The organism is Erwinia sp. OLFS4, assembly GCF_002752165.1.
GTDB lineage: Bacteria > Pseudomonadota > Gammaproteobacteria > Enterobacterales > Enterobacteriaceae > Izhakiella.
The window spans coordinates 128,239-146,291 of the sequence record NZ_MOMB01000001.1 but is presented as its reverse complement, the minus strand read 5'-3'; the positions used below and the strand labels follow the sequence as shown (position 1 = coordinate 146,291).

Sequence of the window (18,053 nt, the reverse complement as noted above, 5' to 3'; positions counted from 1 at the left end):
TTTAAGGGCTCTGAGTCAGAGCAAGCCTTAATTACTCAGCCGCCGCGAAGCTCTCTTCAGCCTGCTCAGCCAGATCCTGAGAACGACCTTCACGGACGGTCGTCGCCACGGCAGTCAGATACAGGCTTACAGCACGGATAGCATCATCGTTACCTGGGATAACATAATCAACGCCGTCCGGATCGGAGTTAGTATCAACAATAGCAAACACCGGAATACCCAGGTTGTTGGCTTCTTTGATAGCAATGTGCTCGTGATCGGCATCAATAACAAACAGCGCGTCTGGTAAACCGCCCATGTCTTTGATACCACCCAGGCTGTTTTCCAGCTTGGCCAGTTCGCGACCGCGCATCAGCGCTTCTTTTTTGGTCAGCTTGTCGAAAGTGCCATCCTGAGACTGAGTCTCAAGATCTTTCAGACGCTTAATTGACTGACGAACGGTTTTCCAGTTAGTCAGCATGCCACCCAACCAGCGGTGGTTAACGAAAAACTGATCGCAGCTCTGCGCAGCATCTTTTACCGCTTCACTGGCAGCACGTTTAGTACCAACGAACAGAATACGACCTTTACGGCCGGCGATTTTGTGCAGTTCCGCCAGCGCCTCGTTAAACATTGGCACGGTTTTTTCAAGGTTGATGATATGTACTTTATTACGGGCGCCGAAGATGAAAGGCTTCATTTTCGGGTTCCAGTAACGGGTCTGGTGACCGAAGTGTACGCCAGCCTTGAGCATGTCGCGCATGGAAACAGTTGCCATGATTACCTCTAAATAAATTTGTCTGGGGTTGAGCCTCCATGTATCCCATACAACCGACCTTTTTGCCCTTTCAGGCCGCAAGGCACCCCGGTGTATGTGTCGATACATGTGTGTTTTAGACACATAATGAGATTTATGCGTTTCTCAGCCGGCCTGAACCGAACAGAGATTCGTCGGCGCGCTTTATACCATAAAGACAGCATTGACGCCAACTTTTACTGGCGCAGTTTCTGCGCACGGAGAGCCAAAACGACAATTGGCAGCGCCTGAGCCGCCTGTTAACATTACCCCATGATGATTATTGTCGAAAATGTCGACATCAGCGGACAACATTAATGGCTATTACCCTTAAAACTCCTGCAGATATTGAAAAAATGCGTGTCGCCGGTCAACTGGCGGCAGAAGTCCTTGAAATGATTGAACCTTTTGTCAAGCCAGGTGTGTCTACCGGCGAACTTGACCGCCTTTGTCATCAGCATATCACCGACAAGCAACACGCCATTTCCGCCTGTCTTGGCTATCATGGTTTTCCGAAATCAGTCTGTATCTCGGTCAATGATGTGGTATGTCACGGTATTCCCAGCGATGACAAGCTGCTCAAAGACGGTGATATTGTCAACATTGACGTTACCGTGATTAAAGATGAATTCCACGGCGATACCTCCAAAATGTTTCTCGTCGGTAAGCCTACCATTCAGGGCGAACGCTTGTGCCGTATTACACAGGAAAGTCTCTATCTGGCCCTGCGTATGGTCCGTCCGGGCATCCGTTTACGGGAACTCGGTCGGGCGATTCAGCAGTATGTTGAAGCACAGGACTTCTCCGTGGTCCGGGAATATTGCGGTCACGGCATTGGCAAAGGCTTCCATGAAGAACCCCAGGTGTTACATTACGATGCCGATGATGGCGGCGTAGTACTGCAGGCCGGCATGGCGTTTACCATAGAGCCAATGGTTAACGCCGGTGACTACCGTATCCGCAGCATGAAAGATGGCTGGACGGTAAAAACCAAAGACCGTAGCCTGTCAGCACAGTATGAGCACACCATTGTGGTAACGGAAACAGGTTGCGAAATTATGACGCTGCGCAAGGATGACACTATTGCGCGTATTCTCACTGCCAGCGCATAAAGCTTAACTGGCCTGCACCAGCGGCCTGAAGGTAGCAACAGGTAAACACGCATTAATGTGCCACAACGCGCTATTTGCCAGCGGCCGGCGACAAATACACCGGCCAATCGCAACACGCTGAACCGGCTTTTATTATCCGGGCTGACCGGCAATCCTGACGGAGCTGCGCCGTTATGTGTATTGAGCAAACTGAACTTAGTCGTATCAACGCCTTTACCCACGCGCCACTCGACTGGGACGACGCACAGCTCACGCGTGATGCGTTGAAGCAACAGCTGGAGCTTTTCCATCAGTGTCTGGCGGCGGCCTTTGATGCCAGTGTCGATACTGAGATACTGATTAATGCCCGCACGTTATTTATTGATCGCCTGCTGCGCCGCCTGTGGCGTTTTTTTGGTTTTGAAAACTATCAGAATGTTGCGCTGGTCGCCGTCGGCGGTTACGGACGCGGCGAACTGCATCCCTTGTCAGATATCGATCTGCTGATCCTTAGCCGCACGCCATTAGAGGAGCGCGCAGCGCAACGCAGCTGCGCGTTACTTACCCTGCTCTGGGACCTTAAGCTGGAAGTCGGTCATAGCGTGCGCACCCTCGAAGAGTGTCTGCTGGAAGGCTTATCCGACTTAACAGTTGCCACCAACCTGATTGAATCACGTATGCTCACCGGCGACGTGGCGCTCTATCTTGAACTGCAAAAACACATATTCAGCGACGGTTTCTGGCCGTCGCCGCGTTTTTTTGCGGCCAAAGTTGCGGAACAGCAGGAGCGCCATCAACGCTATCACGGTACCAGCTACAACCTGGAGCCAGATATCAAAAGTAGCCCTGGCGGACTGCGCGACATTCACACACTGCTGTGGGTCGCACGCCGTCATTTTGGCGCCACATCGCTCGATGAAATGGTCGGCTTTGGCTTCCTGACACAAGCTGAACGCAATGAACTCAACGAGTGCCAGGATTTCCTGTGGCGCGTACGCTTTGCCCTGCATTTGTCATTGTCACGATACGATAACCGTCTGTTGTTTGATCGCCAGCTCAGCGTCGCGCAAAGGCTGCGTTATGAAGGCGAAGGCAATCAGCCGGTTGAACGTATGATGAAAGACTTTTACCGCGTAATGCATCGCGTAGGTGAGCTTAACCAGATGCTATTGCAGCTGTTTGAAGAAGCGATACTGGCGCTGAAAACCACCGAAAAACCGCGCGCGCTGGATGAAGAGTTTCAGCTGCGCGGCAATCTGATCGATCTGTCAGATGAGACGTTGTTTGAACGCGATCCGGTGGCCATTATGCGCATGTTTCACATCATGGTGCGTACGCCAGCCATCAGCGGCATTTATTCCGCCACGCTGCGCCAGCTGCGTTATGCTCGCCGCCGCCTGACGCAACCGCTTTGTACCTACCCCGAAGCCCGCCGGTTATTTATTGCCATCCTGCGCCACCCCGGTGCGGTCAGTCGGGCGCTGGTGCCCATGCATCGTCACAGCGTGCTCTGGGCCTATATGCCGCAATGGGGCAACATTGTCGGCCAGATGCAATTCGATCTGTTTCATGCCTATACCGTCGACGAGCATACCGTTCGCGTTCTGCAAAAGCTGGAAAGTTTTGCCCGCGAAGAAACGCGCCCGGCCCATCCTCTGTGTGTTGAAATCTGGCTACGATTGCCGCAGCCGGAATTGCTGCTAATGGCTGCCTTATTCCATGATATAGCCAAAGGCCGCGGCGGCGATCACTCTATTCTCGGCGCACAGGATGCCGAGGTTTTTGCCGAACTGCATGGTCTCAGCGCCCGCGAAACCCAGCTGGTAGCCTGGCTGGTGCGCCATCACCTGTTAATGTCGGTGACCGCTCAGCGACGTGATATTCAGGATCCGACGGTGATCCAGCAGTTTGCCGAAATTATTGGCAATGAAAATCGCCTGCGCTATCTCCTCTGTCTGACGGTTGCCGATATTTGTGCCACCAATGAAACATTGTGGAACAGCTGGAAGCAAAGCCTGTTGCGCGAACTGTTTTTCGCCACGGAAAAACAGCTACGACGCGGCATGGAAAACAGCCCGGATCTGCGCGAACGGGTGCGTCATCATCGTTTGCAGGCGCTGGCCTTGTTGCGTATGGATAACATTGATGAACAGGCGTTAAATCATATCTGGAGCCGCTGCCGCGCCGACTATTTTCTGCGCCACAGCCCCAATCAGCTCGCCTGGCACGCCCGTCATTTATTGCAGCACGATCTCCGCCAGCCGCTGGTGCTGGTCAGCCCGCAGGTTACCCGTGGCGGCACCGAAATTTTTATCTGGAGTCCGGATCGGCCCTATCTGTTTGCAACCGTCGCGGGAGAACTGGACAGACGCAATCTCAGCGTACATGACGCACAGATCTTCACCAGTCGCGATGGCATGGCGATGGATACTTTTATCGTCCTTGAACCCGATGGTAATCCGCTGGCGCCTGACCGACACCGGCAAATTGCCCACGATTTAGAGCAAGCCATTACCCAAACCAACTGGCAGGCCCCGCGTCCACGCCGGCCCTATTCGCGTTTACGCCATTTCAACGTGGACACTGAAGTGAATTTTTTACCTGCCCATACCGAACGCCGGACCTATCTGGAGCTGGTGGCACTCGATCAGCCGGGGCTGCTGGCGCGGGTTGGCGAAGTGTTTGCAGATTTAGGGATTTCTTTACACGGTGCGCGCATCAGTACCATTGGTGAGCGGGTAGAAGATTTATTCATTCTGGCCAACGCCGACCGGCGCGGGCTGGATGCCGAATTATGTCAGGCCTTACGGCAACGATTGACAACAGCCCTTAATCCCAACGATAAAGTGTGACCACCCTTTGTTTTTTAACCGGTCATCGCTAACCCGTGTAGCCGGCTCGTGCCATGGCGATGACATTTCAGGAAGAGAACCATGCAACAGTTACAAAACATCATTGAGAACGCCTTCGAGCGTCGTGCTGACATCACCCCCGCCAGCGTTGACGCCGCCACCCGTGACGCCGTTAACCAGACCCTGGCGCTGTTAGATAGCGGCGAACTGCGGGTGTGTGAAAAAATCGAGGGGCAGTGGCTGACTCATCAGTGGCTGAAAAAAGCAGTGCTGCTCTCTTTCCGCATTCAGGACAATCAGGTGATTGACGGGGCCGAAAGCCGCTTCTACGACAAAGTACCAATGAAGTTCAGTAACTATGATGAAGCCCGTTTCAAAAAAGAGGGTTTTCGCGTAGTGCCGCCAGCGGCGGTACGTCAGGGTGCCTTTATTGCTAAAAACACGGTGCTGATGCCTTCTTACGTCAATATCGGCGCCTGGGTAGATGAAGGCACTATGGTTGACACCTGGGCTACCGTCGGTTCATGTGCGCAAATCGGTAAGAATGTGCACCTGTCCGGTGGCGTCGGCATCGGCGGCGTACTGGAACCCTTGCAGGCCAATCCTACTATCATTGAAGACAACTGTTTTATCGGCGCACGTTCAGAAATTGTTGAAGGCGTCATTGTGGAAGAAGGTGCAGTCATCTCAATGGGCGTTTACATTGGCCAGAGCACCAAAATCTACGACCGTGAAACCGGTGAAATCCACTACGGACGCGTACCCGCCGGTTCGGTGGTGGTTTCCGGCAATCTGCCAGCCAAAGATGGCCGTTACAGCCTTTACTGTGCGGTTATCGTCAAGAAAGTTGACGAGAAAACCCGCGGTAAAGTTGGCATTAACGAACTGCTGCGCAGTATTGATTAATTTTCTGCGCCTCTGCCGGTCTGCGGCTGGCAGAGGCAAATCAATCGTAAACTTTTCGTTACACACCCAGCTTATTTGCGTCGAAAATTAACATCTGGCGTTTATTTTTTGCCCAGGCCATAATGCGCGCCATTAAATCAGCGGCGCAATTTCCCTGTTCACTGGCTCCATCCAGCGTAAACCATTATCAGGAAAGCGGGCGCGGCACCCTTTTATCTCATCAGGATAATAACTATGTACGACAATCTGAAAAGCTTAGGTATTTCAAACCCCGATGACATTGACCGTTACAGCCTGCGCCAGGAAGCGAACAACGATATTCTGAAAATTTACTTCCGCAAAGACAAAGGCGAGTTTTTTGCTAAAAGCGTGAAGTTTAAATATCCGCGCCAGCGTAAAACCGTGGTGGCTGAGGGTATTGGTCATGGCTACAAAGAAATTCAGGAAATCAGCCCGAACCTGCGCTATGTCATTGATGAGCTGGATCAGCTCTGCCAGCGTGATCAGGTTGAAGTGGATCTGAAACGCAAAATTCTCAGCGATCTGCACCACCTGGAAAGCGTGGTGGCCAATAAGATTAAAGAGATTGAAAGCGATCTGGAAAAGCTGACCAGCGGACGTTAATCGCTTGCCTGAAGGCCAGATTGACTGGCCTTTTCCTTTCCCGCACCGGTTCGCGACTGGGTATCTCCGCCAGCAAAGCTGCTGCAAAAAAGCGTACTGAGCCGTGGCAACCCGCGGTCAGGGCTGTTCATCCAGCTGAAGGGCAATATAGAGCAGTAGCCTGTCATCAAAATGACTGAGGTTTAAGCCGGTCAGTTCCGACACCCGGTTAAGACGGTATTCAAGAGTATTGCGGTGGATATAAAGCGCTTTTGCCGTCGCTGAAGGTTGCACATTATGCTGGAACCATGCCAGCAGGGTACGCCGCAACAACCCGTTATTATCCATCGCCCGCAGCCTGGCCAGCGGACGAGCCAGCTCATTTGCCTGCCAACCGCCACGCAGACTGTCCAGCAGCACCGGCAGCATCAGATCCTGATAGAAATAACTGCGCTGTTCGGGCATACGCTGCTTACCCACCAGCATCGTGGTATGTGCGGTACGATAAGAACGGGCAATACTGCCAGGCCCGGTAAAAAAATTACCCAGTGCAATACGTATGCGTAAATTACCGCGCGCTTTCATCCGTGTCATCAGTGCATCGACCCGACGGCGATGATCGTCAATATCATAGCGGCCATGCGCGTTTAACGCCGGTTTGAGTACCACCACTTCGGTCAGCGACACAATGGCAATCAGGTTATCGCGGTCGGGTGTCGTCAGCAGCGTCTGGAGCTGTTGCAGCTCTGCCATTGCACTGTCAACGCCCAGTTGTCCGCTGTCAACTTCCACCACGGCAGCAACACGCGGCTGCTGTAAATCAATCCCCAGCCGCTGTGCCCACTCAGTCAGGGTCGGTGAGAGTATCTCACTGCGGATAAGATTCAGCACCAGTTCTTCCCGTAAACGGCTATCCTGTGCCAGCATATGCAGCAGGCGTGCCTGTTCCAGCATCATCTCCGCCGTCATGCACACCAGTTCACCATAATGACGTAACCGTGCCGGGTCACCGGTCAGGCCGATGACGCCGACAATGTCACCATCGAGACGCATCGGCAGATTAATACCTGGGCGCACGCCGTGCAGATGACGCACAACGGCTTCATCAATATCAACAACCCTGCCCTGCGAGAGGGCCAGTAACGCCCCCTCATGCAGTTCGCCAATACGTTCGCTGTCACCACTACAGATAATACGTCCGCGCGCATCCATCACGTTGACGTTGCTGTCAATAATCTGCATGGTACGGGCAACAATATCCTGTGCCAGTCGGGCGTCCAGGTGGTCGCTAGCCATAATGCGTTCCTGCCTGTAAAAAAATTGGCGCATAGCCTGCCGGCATGCCTGTTGTGATGCACCAGCCATAAGCTCGTGGCCTGGCCGGAGACTCAGACTGACATTGTGCAATTGCCGCAGGCTGCAGGCAATAAGACCAAAGAGGGAAACGCGGGATAAATACAGGAAGGGCAAAGCGTGTGGCGACCGGGCTTTCCCGGCCGCCATCAGATTACTGCATCAGCAGATAAATCGAGCTGTCACCACGCTTAATATTGAGCGCCAGCACCGACGGCTTGCTGTCAAAAATTTTACGCAGTTCACCCAGGTTATGCACCGGATGCTGATTGACGCCCAGGATAATATCGCCCTTATGCAGACCAATACTGGCGGCAGCAGAATTCGGTTTTACGCTATCCACCCGAACGCCCTGCACGCCTTTTTCCTCGTAGTTACCAAATTCAGCACCTTCAATCCCTTTAAAGATATTGGCTGAGGCCACTTTGGCCTGGGTGCTTTGCTGAAGCGTCACGTTAACCGTCATTGGTTTCCCGTTACGCAACAGGCCCAGCGTCAGCTTAGTGCCCACCGGCAAAGTGCCGATTTCAGCGCGCAGTGAGGCGAAGCTGGTAATTTTCTTACCGTTAATTGACACCACCACATCACCGGCTTTAATACCGGCTTTCGCCGCTGACGAATCGGGCTGCACCTGGCTGACAAACGCACCACGCTGGGCGTCCACTTTCATAGCCTTAGCCAGATCGGACGTCAGCTCCGTACCCATAATTCCCAGTTCACCGCGCTTAACCTGGCCATATTCAACCATTTGCGCCGTCAGGTTTTTCACCATATTGCCGGGAATAGCAAAACCGATACCGATGTTACCGCCATCCGGTGCCAGAATCGCCGTGTTAATGCCGATAAGCTCGCCATTCAGATTAACCAGCGCACCGCCGGAATTACCGCGGTTAATCGCCGCATCGGTCTGAATGAAGTTTTCGTAGTTTTCAACGTTCAGGCCGCTACGGCCAAGGGCAGATACGATACCGGAGGTAACCGTTTCGCCCAGGCCATAGGGGTTACCGATCGCCACGGCATAATCACCGACCCGCAGATTATCTGAATCGGCGATTTTAATCGCTGTCAGGTTTTTAAAATCTTTTAGCTGAAGAAGGGCAATATCGGTTTGCAGGTCTTTACCAATAACTTTGGCATCATAGCGGTGGCCATCACTGGTTTGCACCTGGATTTTGCTGGCGTTAGCCACCACGTGATTATTGGTCACCACATAGCCTTTATCAGCATTGATAATGACGCCGGAGCCGAGGGCGCGAAATTTTTGCTGTTGAGTATCCGTACCGTTATCACCCTGACACATTGGAGAATTCTGGAAAGGCGAGCCGTCCTGACAGAATGGCGAGTTATCACCAAAAAACTGCTGGAACTGTTGCGGCATGCGCGCGGTTTTTACCGGGGCGCTTCCCTCAACGCTGATACTCACCACCGATGGCATCACTTTTTCCAGCATCGGAGCGAGACTTGGCAGCTGCTGGCCGGAAGAGGAAGCCGTTTCTGCGGCCATTGCGTTCAGCGGACTAATCGCCAAAGACAGACTCAAAGCCAGAGCGCTACATACTAGTGCTGTTTTTTTCATTTCTCTTTTCTCTTACTGTGTCTAATCGCCAGGCCATATTGCTGGCCCTCAAAGTCAAGGATTGATTTTTATCCTGTAGTGTATGTTTAAGTGTTTGGTAAAAGTAAAAAATTATATTTTAACTTTACAAAACTCTTCATGCCACGGCGCTATTCCACCGCCATCATGCGGCGGTATTCATCCCAGGCGTAAAGGTCGGTCATACCACTGATATAATCCTGAATAAGGCGCGCACGATAATAATATTCCCAGAGGGGGAAATCGTCGGCCAACGGGCTAATATTTGCCACCGCTTCGCTGTAAGCAAGACGAAAACGCGTTGACAGCTTATGGAAGAGTCGGGTTTCAATTGGATAGTGTTTGAGTGTGTCCTTTTCAACCAGTTCGCTAAATTCCTCGTGACTTAACGCCAGCAACGGACTGTAAATATCGAGCAGCCCTTTAATAACCCGGTAGCCCTGTAACTCCAGCTGCTCCACATCCGGATGATTAAATACGTGGCGAATTGCCACTTTTTTAAAAATCTCCAGTAGCTGGCTATGCGGACTCTCATCTTCCAGCAACGCCTGATTAAAATTCCCCTGGTAGATTGCCTCAAGATGCGTAATAAAGCAGCCTGCCGCCTGGGGTACCAGACAGGCAACGGTATTAACCCGTAAATACATAAAGAACTGATCTTCACTACTGCGGCTGAGACGGTTTGCTTTGGATTTATCCAGCGCATTATTCACCACCAGATCAAATAAATCCCCTTTCTTATGCTGAGGCCAGAGCTGGTAAAGATACTGATGAAGTTTTTCGACGGTAAAAATATTTTTCTCAACCGCATCTTCCAGGTCAGCAACGCAATATGAAATATCGTCAGCAGCTTCCATAATATAGGTTAGCGGAAAACGATTATAATCCTGCAGATTCAGCGCCTTACGTAAATTAGATACATAAGCTTCTTCCGCCAGATAATAGCCTGGTTTTTTCATCAGATAGTTATAGCCGGCGGGCAGTTCACCACGATGCCAGGCCGGTCGGGTGTATTTTAAAATACAGCCGACCTGCGCCCAGGTGAGATTCATTTTCATCAGCGTATGAACCAGACGAATAGCTTGAGCATTCCCTTCAAAAAAACTTAAATCCTGACGAATCTTTGCACGCAAATCATTAAGACCATCATCACAATAGCGCAAAATGCCAACTAAACAGGGATCGCCGGCCGCCACACCGACCGACCAGTCAGGAGCCAGATGCTGACGAAACCAGTCGTTAATGGCGGACTCGCCAAAATGGCCAAAGGGCGGATTGCCAATATCATGCATCAGGCAGGCCATCTCTACCACGCTTTCGAAAGGCCCGGTCAGGGTCTCCAGACCGTACTTCGCCAGACCGTGCTGCTCTTTCAGCCGGGTGAGAATCTCTTTGGCGATATAGCGCCCAACCTGCTGCACCTCCAGCGAATGGGTCAGCCGTGAGCGAACCGCGGCATTACGCTCCAGCGGGAAAACCTGGGTTTTCTGCTGTAAACGGCGTATTGCCGCAGAGTTAATTATCCGACCCCGATCGCTTTCAAAAATGCGCAGAATTTCATGCTCATCTTTATTACCCTGTGCCGCACGATAGCGACGCTGGTAACTGATTTTTTTCCTGAAATCGATTACGCTCATTTCTGGCTCCTTTCATTCTGCGCATAATCAGTTCAACCCGCGACCGGCATCATCCACCGCCATTTCAGACTGTGTCCTGCCAGCCGCTACTGGTAAACTGTGTGGCAATCCCAGGCAACTTTATAACATTAGTGAGTAACGCTATGAAAGCAGGCATTATTGGCGCAATGGAGCAGGAAGTCACTTTGCTGCGCGAAAAAATCGAAAACCGTCAGACTATCCGCCTGGCCGGCTGCGAAATTTATACCGGGACCCTGAACGGGATCGACGTTGCGCTGCTGAAGTCCGGCATCGGTAAAGTTTCCGCCGCACTCGGCACCACGCTGCTACTGCAACTGTGCCAACCCGATTTCATTATCAATACCGGTTCAGCCGGCGGGCTGGCTGCCAGCCTGAACGTTGGCGATATCGTGGTTTCAGAGGAAGTACGCTATCACGATGCTGATGTCACCGCGTTTGGTTATCAGCCCGGGCAGATGGCCGGCTGTCCACCGGCGTTTACAGCCGATGAGAAACTGATTGCCGCCGCAGAGCAATGCATTACCCAGCTTTCCCTGCATGCCGTTCGCGGCCTGATTGTCAGCGGAGATGCTTTTATTAATGGCGCCGGACCGCTGGCACGCATCCGTACAACCTTCCCGCAGGCGATTGCCGTGGAGATGGAATCCACCGCGATTGCCCACGTCTGCCACCAGTTTGCCGTGCCTTTCGTGATTATCCGCGCCATCTCGGACGTTGCCGATAAGGAATCCCACCTTAGCTTTGACGAATTTCTGGTTACCGCCGCCAGCCAGTCATCTCTGATGGTGGAAACACTGCTAAACCACCTGAAACGAGGTTAGCAGGGCAGCCAGCGTTATCGGTTCTGTTGCTGTCACTCGCAATCAGCAGGTGACGGCAGAGCTATCAAAGGAAAGACCGTGACTGGACGCATTGTGCGCTAAGGAAAACGTGACCCAAACTGACGCCCCGGCACATCCGTGCCAGGGCAGAGTGTTCAGATGCTGAAAGAAGAACCGCAGCCGCAGGTACTCTTGGCGTTCGGATTGGTTACGATAAAACGCGAGCCTTCCAGACCCTCGGTATAATCTACCGCCCCACCGACCAGGTACTGCAGACTCATCGGATCAACAACCAGCGCCACGCCGGCTTTTTCAATGGTCATATCGCCGTCGTTAATCTGGTCGTCAAAAGTAAAACCGTACTGAAAGCCGCTGCAACCACCACCGGTAATATAAACCCGTAATTTCAGTGCAGGATTGTCTTCATCAGCAATCAGATTTTTGACTTTTTTTGCCGCTGCTTCGGTAAATTCCAGCGGCAGCGCTACATCGTCACTCATATCTTACTCCAGTCTACTCAGGTCGCAGTGCCACCATCATAGGTTTATTATCTGCTACCCATCCTGTGCTGGCAAGTTTGATCGTGGAGCAGAATAAGCAGCCTGTGCGGTGGTCGTCTGCGGTTGCTGTCTGGCAAGCGTACGTGCCAGCAGCGTCGAATACAGTGGCTGTCCACCGCAAAACTGTGCAACCAGCGTGGCACCAAAGCAGGTAATGATCATCGGCAAAATCAGCTGATAGTTATCACTCATTTCCAGTACCAGCAGGATACCGGTTAACGGCGCGCGTACCGATGCCGCAAACAACGCACCCATTCCGGCGATGGCAAAAGTACCCGCATCCAGCGACCAGCTGGGTAACAACGCGCTACAGGCCATGCCAAAAGCGGTGCCTGCCAGGGTACCCAGTGCCAGCATCGGCGCAAAAATACCGCCCGGCGCACCGGAACAAAAACACAGCAGCGTGGTTACGACACGCGAGATAAAAATAAACAACAGTGTGCCAAGGGTGTAATGACCGGCAACCGCCAGCGGGATCAGATTAAAACCGCCACCGGCCGCTTCCGGTTCAATCATGCCAAGCAGACCACACAACCCGCCCAGCAGCGCCCCGCTGAGTAAGGTATAGCGCATTCCGCGACTGTGAAACGACAAAAAACGATCCTGAATCCGGCACACCAGCGCGTTGAAACCAACGCCAAGCGCGCCAAACAATAAACCCAGCAGCAGATAAAGCCAGAGGGATTTTATCGACACATCCCCCAGTCGCCCGACGGCAATCACCGCACCAGCACCGTTGAACAAGCGATAAACGATGCAGGACATCACCACGCCAAGAAAAACAGCCTTAATAGAAATCAGGCTGTAACGAAACTGCAAACGCATCTCTTCGATGATAAACAGAATACCGGCCAGCGGCGCGTTAAAGGCGGCTGAAAGGCCAGCAGCAGCACCGGTTGCCAGCAGCGTATGGCGGGTTTCCGCATGCTGGATACGAAAGATATCCACCACCATGCGACCGAGGTTCCCCCCCATCTGGACGGTGGGACCTTCGCGGCCAAGCACCATACCGGCGCCAAGCGTCCCCAGACCGCCGATAAATTTCACCGGAATGACCCGCCACCAGCGCACCGGCCGCAGCTCTTCCAGCGCGCCTTCAATTTCAGGAATACCCGACCCGCTGGCTTCCGGCGCAAAGCGTCGTACCAGCCAGTAACCAATAAGTGCCAGCAGAGCTGACAACATCACCGCCAGCGGATAACGCAGTGCCAGCCACGATGCCCCGGGTGACAATATGCCCAGACGCCAGGCGATAATCATGCTGACGGCTTTCTCAAAAGCGACCCCGAGCAACCCGGCGAGCACCCCAACCAGCGCGGCCAGCAGCAATACGTTTACCGGCGTGCGATCGCGGCGCAACACCTTACGAAGAAAGTCGCTGCGACCCCGTAGCGCTGCCTGCTGGCTCTCTTCTGCTTGTTTTTCAGGATTCATAATTAAGCGGCTAATGACTTTACTCCCGGCATCATAACGATGAAAAGGGCAAAAGTTCAGCACAATCTTTATTAAAACGTGCCGTTATTGCGGCAAACCTTCCCCCACCCCGCGACTTTTCTTAGAATAAACCACATATTCCTTTTCGGATTCAGGAGTGATTCCATGAGTAAGTCAGAAAACCTGTTCGCCCAGGCGCAACAACTCATTCCCGGCGGCGTCAACTCACCGGTGCGTGCTTTCACCGGCGTTGGCGGCACGCCGCTGTTTATTGAACGGGCGGACGGCGCTTATCTGTATGATGTCGACGGCAAAGCTTACATCGACTATGTTGGCTCCTGGGGTCCGATGGTGCTGGGCCATAATCACCCTGCCATCCGCAATGCGGTCATTAAAGCCGCCGAAAACGGCCTGAGTTTTGGTGCCCCGACGGCCATTGAAGTTGCCATGGCCGATCTGGTGACCGGACTGATAACCAGCATGGATATGGTGCGTATGGTTAACTCAGGGACCGAGGCCACCATGAGCGCTATCCGTCTGGCGCGCGGCTTTACCGGACGGGATAAGCTGATTAAATTTGAAGGCTGCTACCACGGCCATGCCGATCATCTGCTGGTGAAGGCTGGCTCCGGCGCCCTGACACTTGGCCAGCCTGACTCGCCCGGCGTGCCAGCAGATTTCGCCAAACATACGCTGACCTGTACCTATAACGATCTGGATTCGGTTCGGGCCGCCTTTGCGCGCTATCCGCAGGACATTGCCTGTATTATCGTCGAACCGGTTGCCGGCAACATGAATTGTATCCTGCCCGAACCGACTTTTTTACCCGGCCTGCGCAGCCTGTGTGACGAATTCGGTGCACTGCTGATTATTGATGAAGTCATGACCGGTTTTCGCGTCGCCCTTGGCGGGGCTCAGGCTTACTATGATGTCATTCCCGACCTGACCTGCCTTGGCAAAATCATTGGCGGCGGCATGCCGGTCGGAGCCTTTGGCGGCCGGCGTGATGTCATGATGGCGCTGGCGCCCACCGGTCCGGTCTATCAGGCGGGAACCCTTTCCGGTAATCCGATCGCCATGGCGGCCGGCCACGCCTGCCTGAGCGAAATTGCCCGCACCGGCGTGCATGAAACCCTGACAGCACTGACTAATCAGCTGGCACAAGGCCTGCTGGATGCGGCAAAAGAGCAGGCTATTCCGTTAGTGGTGAACAATGTGGGCGGCATGTTCGGTCTGTTTTTCACCGATGCGCCACGCGTCACCTGCTATGCAGACGTCACCCGCTGTGACCAGGAGCGCTTTAAACGTTTCTTCCATCTGATGCTGGAAGAAGGGGTGTATTTTGCGCCATCAGCCTATGAAGCCGGTTTCATGTCGGTGGCGCACAGCGCGCAGGACATTAATCACACCATTGATGCCGCCCGCCGGGTATTTTCCCGTCTAAAATAGCGGCCTGACGGCACCGGGGAAGCCGTCGGTTATGCGCTGCTCTCCCGGAGTCTTGCTTATGCCCGCCGCTAAATCCGCATCCATCGGCCAGCAGATTCAGGATCGGCGCAATAACCAGACAAAATAAGGCGCGCCGATAAAGGTTGCCAGCAGACCGGCCGGGACCTGCGCCGGAAAAATCACCATACGTCCACACCAGTCAGCCAGAATCATCAGCCCGCAACCCAGTAAGGTTGCGATCACCAGCTGCGGCAGAGTGCGGCGGAATCCCATCATCCGCGCCATATGTGGAGCCATCAGACCAATAAAGCTTAAGGGACCGACCGTCAGGGTTGCCGCGGCGGTGAGCATCGCCACCAGCAATAAAATTGTTATCCGGCTTGGTGTCAGCGCAATACCAAGCGCCCGGGCCGTGACGCTGCCAAGTGGCAGTATCATTAACCAGCGGCGACATAACGGCGCCAGGGCGATCAGGATCAGGGCAACCGCGGCGGTATGCAGCGCCTGCGACAGCGTGACGCTATAAGTGGAACCAGCAATCCAGGTCATCAGCACCGCCATCCGCGGATCGCCGCTTGCCAGAAATAACACCAGCAGGGTGCTGAATGCGGTACTCAGGCCCATGCCGGCTAGCAGCATCCGGGTTGGCGAAAATTCACCCCGCGCCGCCACCAGCAGGATAATAAACAGCGTAACAGCCGCCCCCAGACTGCCCGCGCTGAACAACCAGACAAAAGCATCGCCAGGCACCAGAAACAGCATAACAACCACGCCAAAGGTCGCCCCAGAACTGATCCCCAGCACTTCCGGGCTGGCCATCGGATTCGCGGTCAGACGCTGAACCATGCAACTGGCTACCGCCAGCATGGCACCGGCAGAAAGCGCCGCCAGGGTACGTGGAAACCGCCAGGGCAGCAGCTGCTGCCAGAGTTCACCGCTGGCCCACAGCCAGCCCTGTGCACCACGACCAACACTGAGGGCGACCACCAGCATGATAATCAGTAGTATCAGCATCACCCCTGCCCAGCGCACTAGCGCGTGACGCTCAGGCATCATGCTATTGTGCTGATCCAGCGGGGGCGGAGCCATACCGCTGTGCAAACGGGGTAACAGCCACAGCAATAGCGGCGCGCCAATAATCGCTGTCAACGTACCGGTGGACAGTTCCCGCCAGTTATCTGTCAGCCAGATGACACACTGGTCGGCCAGCCATAAGATAATCGCACCAATCAGCGGCGTCAGTAACATACGGCTCAGCAGGCGCCGGCCACCGAGCAATTTTGCCAGTAACGGGGCAAACAGAGCAATAAATCCGATAATACCGACGGCATTAACCAGTTGGGCACTCAGTACAATCGCCAGCGTCAGCGTCATGATGCGCACCAGCGACAAAGCCAGGCCGAGATTTTTTGCCACGCCGTCATCCAGACTCATCAACATCAGCGGCCGTCGCAGTAACAATGCCAGCACAAAGCAAATAACTACCCGGGGCCACAGCGAGTTCACCCCCTGCCAGTCCATCTGGTTCAGGGTACCGGTTCCCCACAACAGCACGCTTTGCAAACGTTCATGATAAAACAGACCAATCAGCTGGTTAACCGCCCCGCAATATAGAGAAAGCACCAGCCCGGCAAGAATTAATGTCACCGGCGACAGGCGTTTTCCCCAGGCGACGCCAAATACCAGCGCGCCGAGTAACAGTGCCCCCAGTAACGCTGCGATTGAGGGCGCAATCAGCCCACCGCCCCACAATGTCGCCACCGTCAGACCCAGCTGAGCGCCGGCAGAGACCCCGAGGGTAGTCGGCTCCGCCAGCGGATTACGTAACACCTGCTGAAACAGCAACCCAGCCAGACCCAGTCCCGCCCCCACCAGTAGCGACATGGCCAGCCGTGGTAACAAACTAAAATGAAATACCATCTGGCTAATCTGCTGGTTATCGGGCTGGCTAACTGCCTGGCGCCACTGACTAAAGGGTAAATGGACGTGAAAGTTATATATTGTTAACCACAGCGCCAGCATCAGCAACAGCAGCAGTGTCAGTAAGCCGGTGCGGTAATCACCTTTCATGCCGCCTCCAGCGCCTGATTCAGCAAGTGACAAAAACGCATCGCAGACCAGGTTGCGCCATAAAACCACACGGCAGGAATGCGCTTAAAGCGCCCGGCCCGTACAAAAGGCATCGCCTGCCATAACGGCGTCTGGCTGAGGCGTTGCATTGTCGCGTCGTCGGCATGGGCAAAGCACAGTGCGTCAACCTCCGGCAGGTCAGCCAGACGCTCAATGCCAATCACCGCACTGCCCCAGAAGTTGGTTTCGCCCTGCCAGGCGTTAGGCAGTTCCAGCGCCTGCATTACGTCAAGAAACAGGCTGCCACGCCCGAAAACCAGTGCATGCTGATCGTCAAGTAACGACATTAACAATAGCGGTCGCGTTACCCGACCGGCCAGCTTGTGGCGTAACTGGCTGAGCAGGGTATCCAGCGCCGCAAGATGCTGTTGTGCCTGAGATTCCCGGCCAATGTACCCGGCCAGCGTCATCAATGAAGTCCGTGCGGTTAAGAGTGGCTTGCCGCGACCATCATTAAAAGGAAAAGCCAGAGAGGGCGCAATCGGCGTCAGCATCGATTTTGCCGGACCGTACCCCTGTGAATGCAAAATCAGCGAGGGTTGCAGTTCGGTAATCAGCTCCATATTAGGTTCGGTACGCAAACCAACCTCAATGCATCCTTGCGGGATAACCGGGTCGGCAACCCAGGCGCGGTAGCCAGCCATTTCGGCCACGGCATAAGGTGTGACACCCAGCGTCAGCAACAGCTCCACCGGCAGCCATTCCAGCGCCACAATGCGGCTGATATCAACCGTCGGCGGCGTGGCTGCCGCGTCCAGTGGCAAGTGATATAACAGAGGAGAACAAGCCAGCGCGGTGATAAAACGGCGGCGAAATGAATCCGGCAT

At 53.9% G+C, this 18,053-nt stretch carries 14 protein-coding genes; 6 read left to right on the top strand and 8 right to left on the bottom strand.

Going from position 1 to position 18,053, the window contains the following annotated elements; translation table 11 throughout:
• Positions 1–31 precede the first annotated feature (31 nt).
• Positions 32–757 carry a 30S ribosomal protein S2 gene (gene rpsB, locus BL249_RS00595; protein WP_099706484.1) on the bottom strand — a complete coding sequence of 242 codons (726 nt, stop codon included), beginning with the start codon at positions 755–757 and terminating at the stop codon, positions 32–34.
• A gap of 335 nt (positions 758–1,092) precedes the next feature.
• On the opposite strand from rpsB, the gene map reads away from it, so the two are divergent.
• The 4 genes from map to BL249_RS00575 all read left to right on the top strand — a co-directional run bounded on the left by map (position 1,093) and on the right by BL249_RS00575 (position 6,248).
• Positions 1,093–1,887 (top strand): type I methionyl aminopeptidase, encoded by a 795-nt coding sequence (gene map, locus BL249_RS00590; RefSeq protein ID WP_099706483.1) that lies wholly within the window; start codon positions 1,093–1,095, stop codon positions 1,885–1,887.
• A 173-nt stretch (positions 1,888–2,060) separates the two neighbouring features.
• Entirely contained in the window at positions 2,061–4,718 is a 2,658-nt protein-coding gene (glnD, locus tag BL249_RS00585; protein ID WP_099706482.1) for a bifunctional uridylyltransferase/uridylyl-removing protein GlnD, read from the top strand.
• An 81-nt stretch (positions 4,719–4,799) separates the two neighbouring features.
• A complete protein-coding gene (gene dapD, locus BL249_RS00580) occupies positions 4,800–5,624 on the top strand; it encodes a 2,3,4,5-tetrahydropyridine-2,6-dicarboxylate N-succinyltransferase (protein WP_099706481.1) in 825 nt (274 codons plus the stop codon).
• A gap of 234 nt (positions 5,625–5,858) precedes the next feature.
• Positions 5,859–6,248 (top strand): DUF3461 family protein, encoded by a 390-nt coding sequence (locus tag BL249_RS00575; RefSeq protein WP_099706480.1) that lies wholly within the window; start codon positions 5,859–5,861, stop codon positions 6,246–6,248.
• Between the two features lie 117 nt (positions 6,249–6,365).
• Here the strand turns inward: BL249_RS00575 and BL249_RS00570 are convergent, their stop codons facing one another.
• From BL249_RS00570 to dgt, 3 genes are all read right to left on the bottom strand, one after another.
• Positions 6,366–7,523, bottom strand: coding sequence for a CdaR family transcriptional regulator (locus tag BL249_RS00570; protein ID WP_099706540.1), 1,158 nt, complete (start codon positions 7,521–7,523; stop codon positions 6,366–6,368).
• A 211-nt stretch (positions 7,524–7,734) separates the two neighbouring features.
• Complete coding sequence (gene degP, locus BL249_RS00565; protein ID WP_099706479.1) at positions 7,735–9,156, bottom strand: serine endoprotease DegP; 1,422 nt, start codon at positions 9,154–9,156, stop codon at positions 7,735–7,737.
• Positions 9,157–9,305: 149 nt separating this feature from the next.
• Positions 9,306–10,811, bottom strand: a complete 1,506-nt coding sequence (gene dgt / locus BL249_RS00560; protein WP_099706478.1) for a dGTPase — start codon at positions 10,809–10,811, stop codon at positions 9,306–9,308.
• A gap of 143 nt (positions 10,812–10,954) precedes the next feature.
• On the opposite strand from dgt, the gene mtnN reads away from it, so the two are divergent.
• A complete protein-coding gene (gene mtnN / locus BL249_RS00555; protein WP_099706477.1) occupies positions 10,955–11,653 on the top strand; it encodes a 5'-methylthioadenosine/S-adenosylhomocysteine nucleosidase in 699 nt (232 codons plus the stop codon).
• A 155-nt stretch (positions 11,654–11,808) separates the two neighbouring features.
• Here mtnN and erpA read toward each other — a convergent pair whose 3' ends face one another.
• Together erpA and clcA are read right to left on the bottom strand one after the other, a co-directional pair.
• Positions 11,809–12,153: an iron-sulfur cluster insertion protein ErpA gene (gene erpA, locus BL249_RS00550; protein ID WP_099706476.1), complete on the bottom strand. Its 345-nt coding sequence runs from the start codon at positions 12,151–12,153 to the stop codon at positions 11,809–11,811.
• 54 nt (positions 12,154–12,207) lie between these two features.
• On the bottom strand, positions 12,208–13,647 hold the full coding sequence (clcA, locus tag BL249_RS00545) for a H(+)/Cl(-) exchange transporter ClcA (protein WP_099706539.1): 1,440 nt from the start codon (positions 13,645–13,647) through the stop codon (positions 12,208–12,210).
• 165 nt (positions 13,648–13,812) lie between these two features.
• Between clcA and hemL the strand changes: the two genes are divergently transcribed.
• Positions 13,813–15,096 carry a glutamate-1-semialdehyde 2,1-aminomutase gene (gene hemL / locus BL249_RS00540; RefSeq protein WP_099706475.1) on the top strand — a complete coding sequence of 428 codons (1,284 nt, stop codon included), beginning with the start codon at positions 13,813–13,815 and terminating at the stop codon, positions 15,094–15,096.
• Positions 15,097–15,192: 96 nt separating this feature from the next.
• Here hemL and fhuB read toward each other — a convergent pair whose 3' ends face one another.
• Together fhuB and fhuD are read right to left on the bottom strand one after the other, a co-directional pair.
• Entirely contained in the window at positions 15,193–17,166 is a 1,974-nt protein-coding gene (fhuB, locus tag BL249_RS00535) for a Fe(3+)-hydroxamate ABC transporter permease FhuB (protein WP_099706474.1), read from the bottom strand.
• Entirely contained in the window at positions 17,163–18,053 is an 891-nt protein-coding gene (gene fhuD, locus BL249_RS00530) for a Fe(3+)-hydroxamate ABC transporter substrate-binding protein FhuD (protein WP_099706473.1), read from the bottom strand. Before fhuD ends, fhuB begins: the two co-directional genes overlap by 4 nt.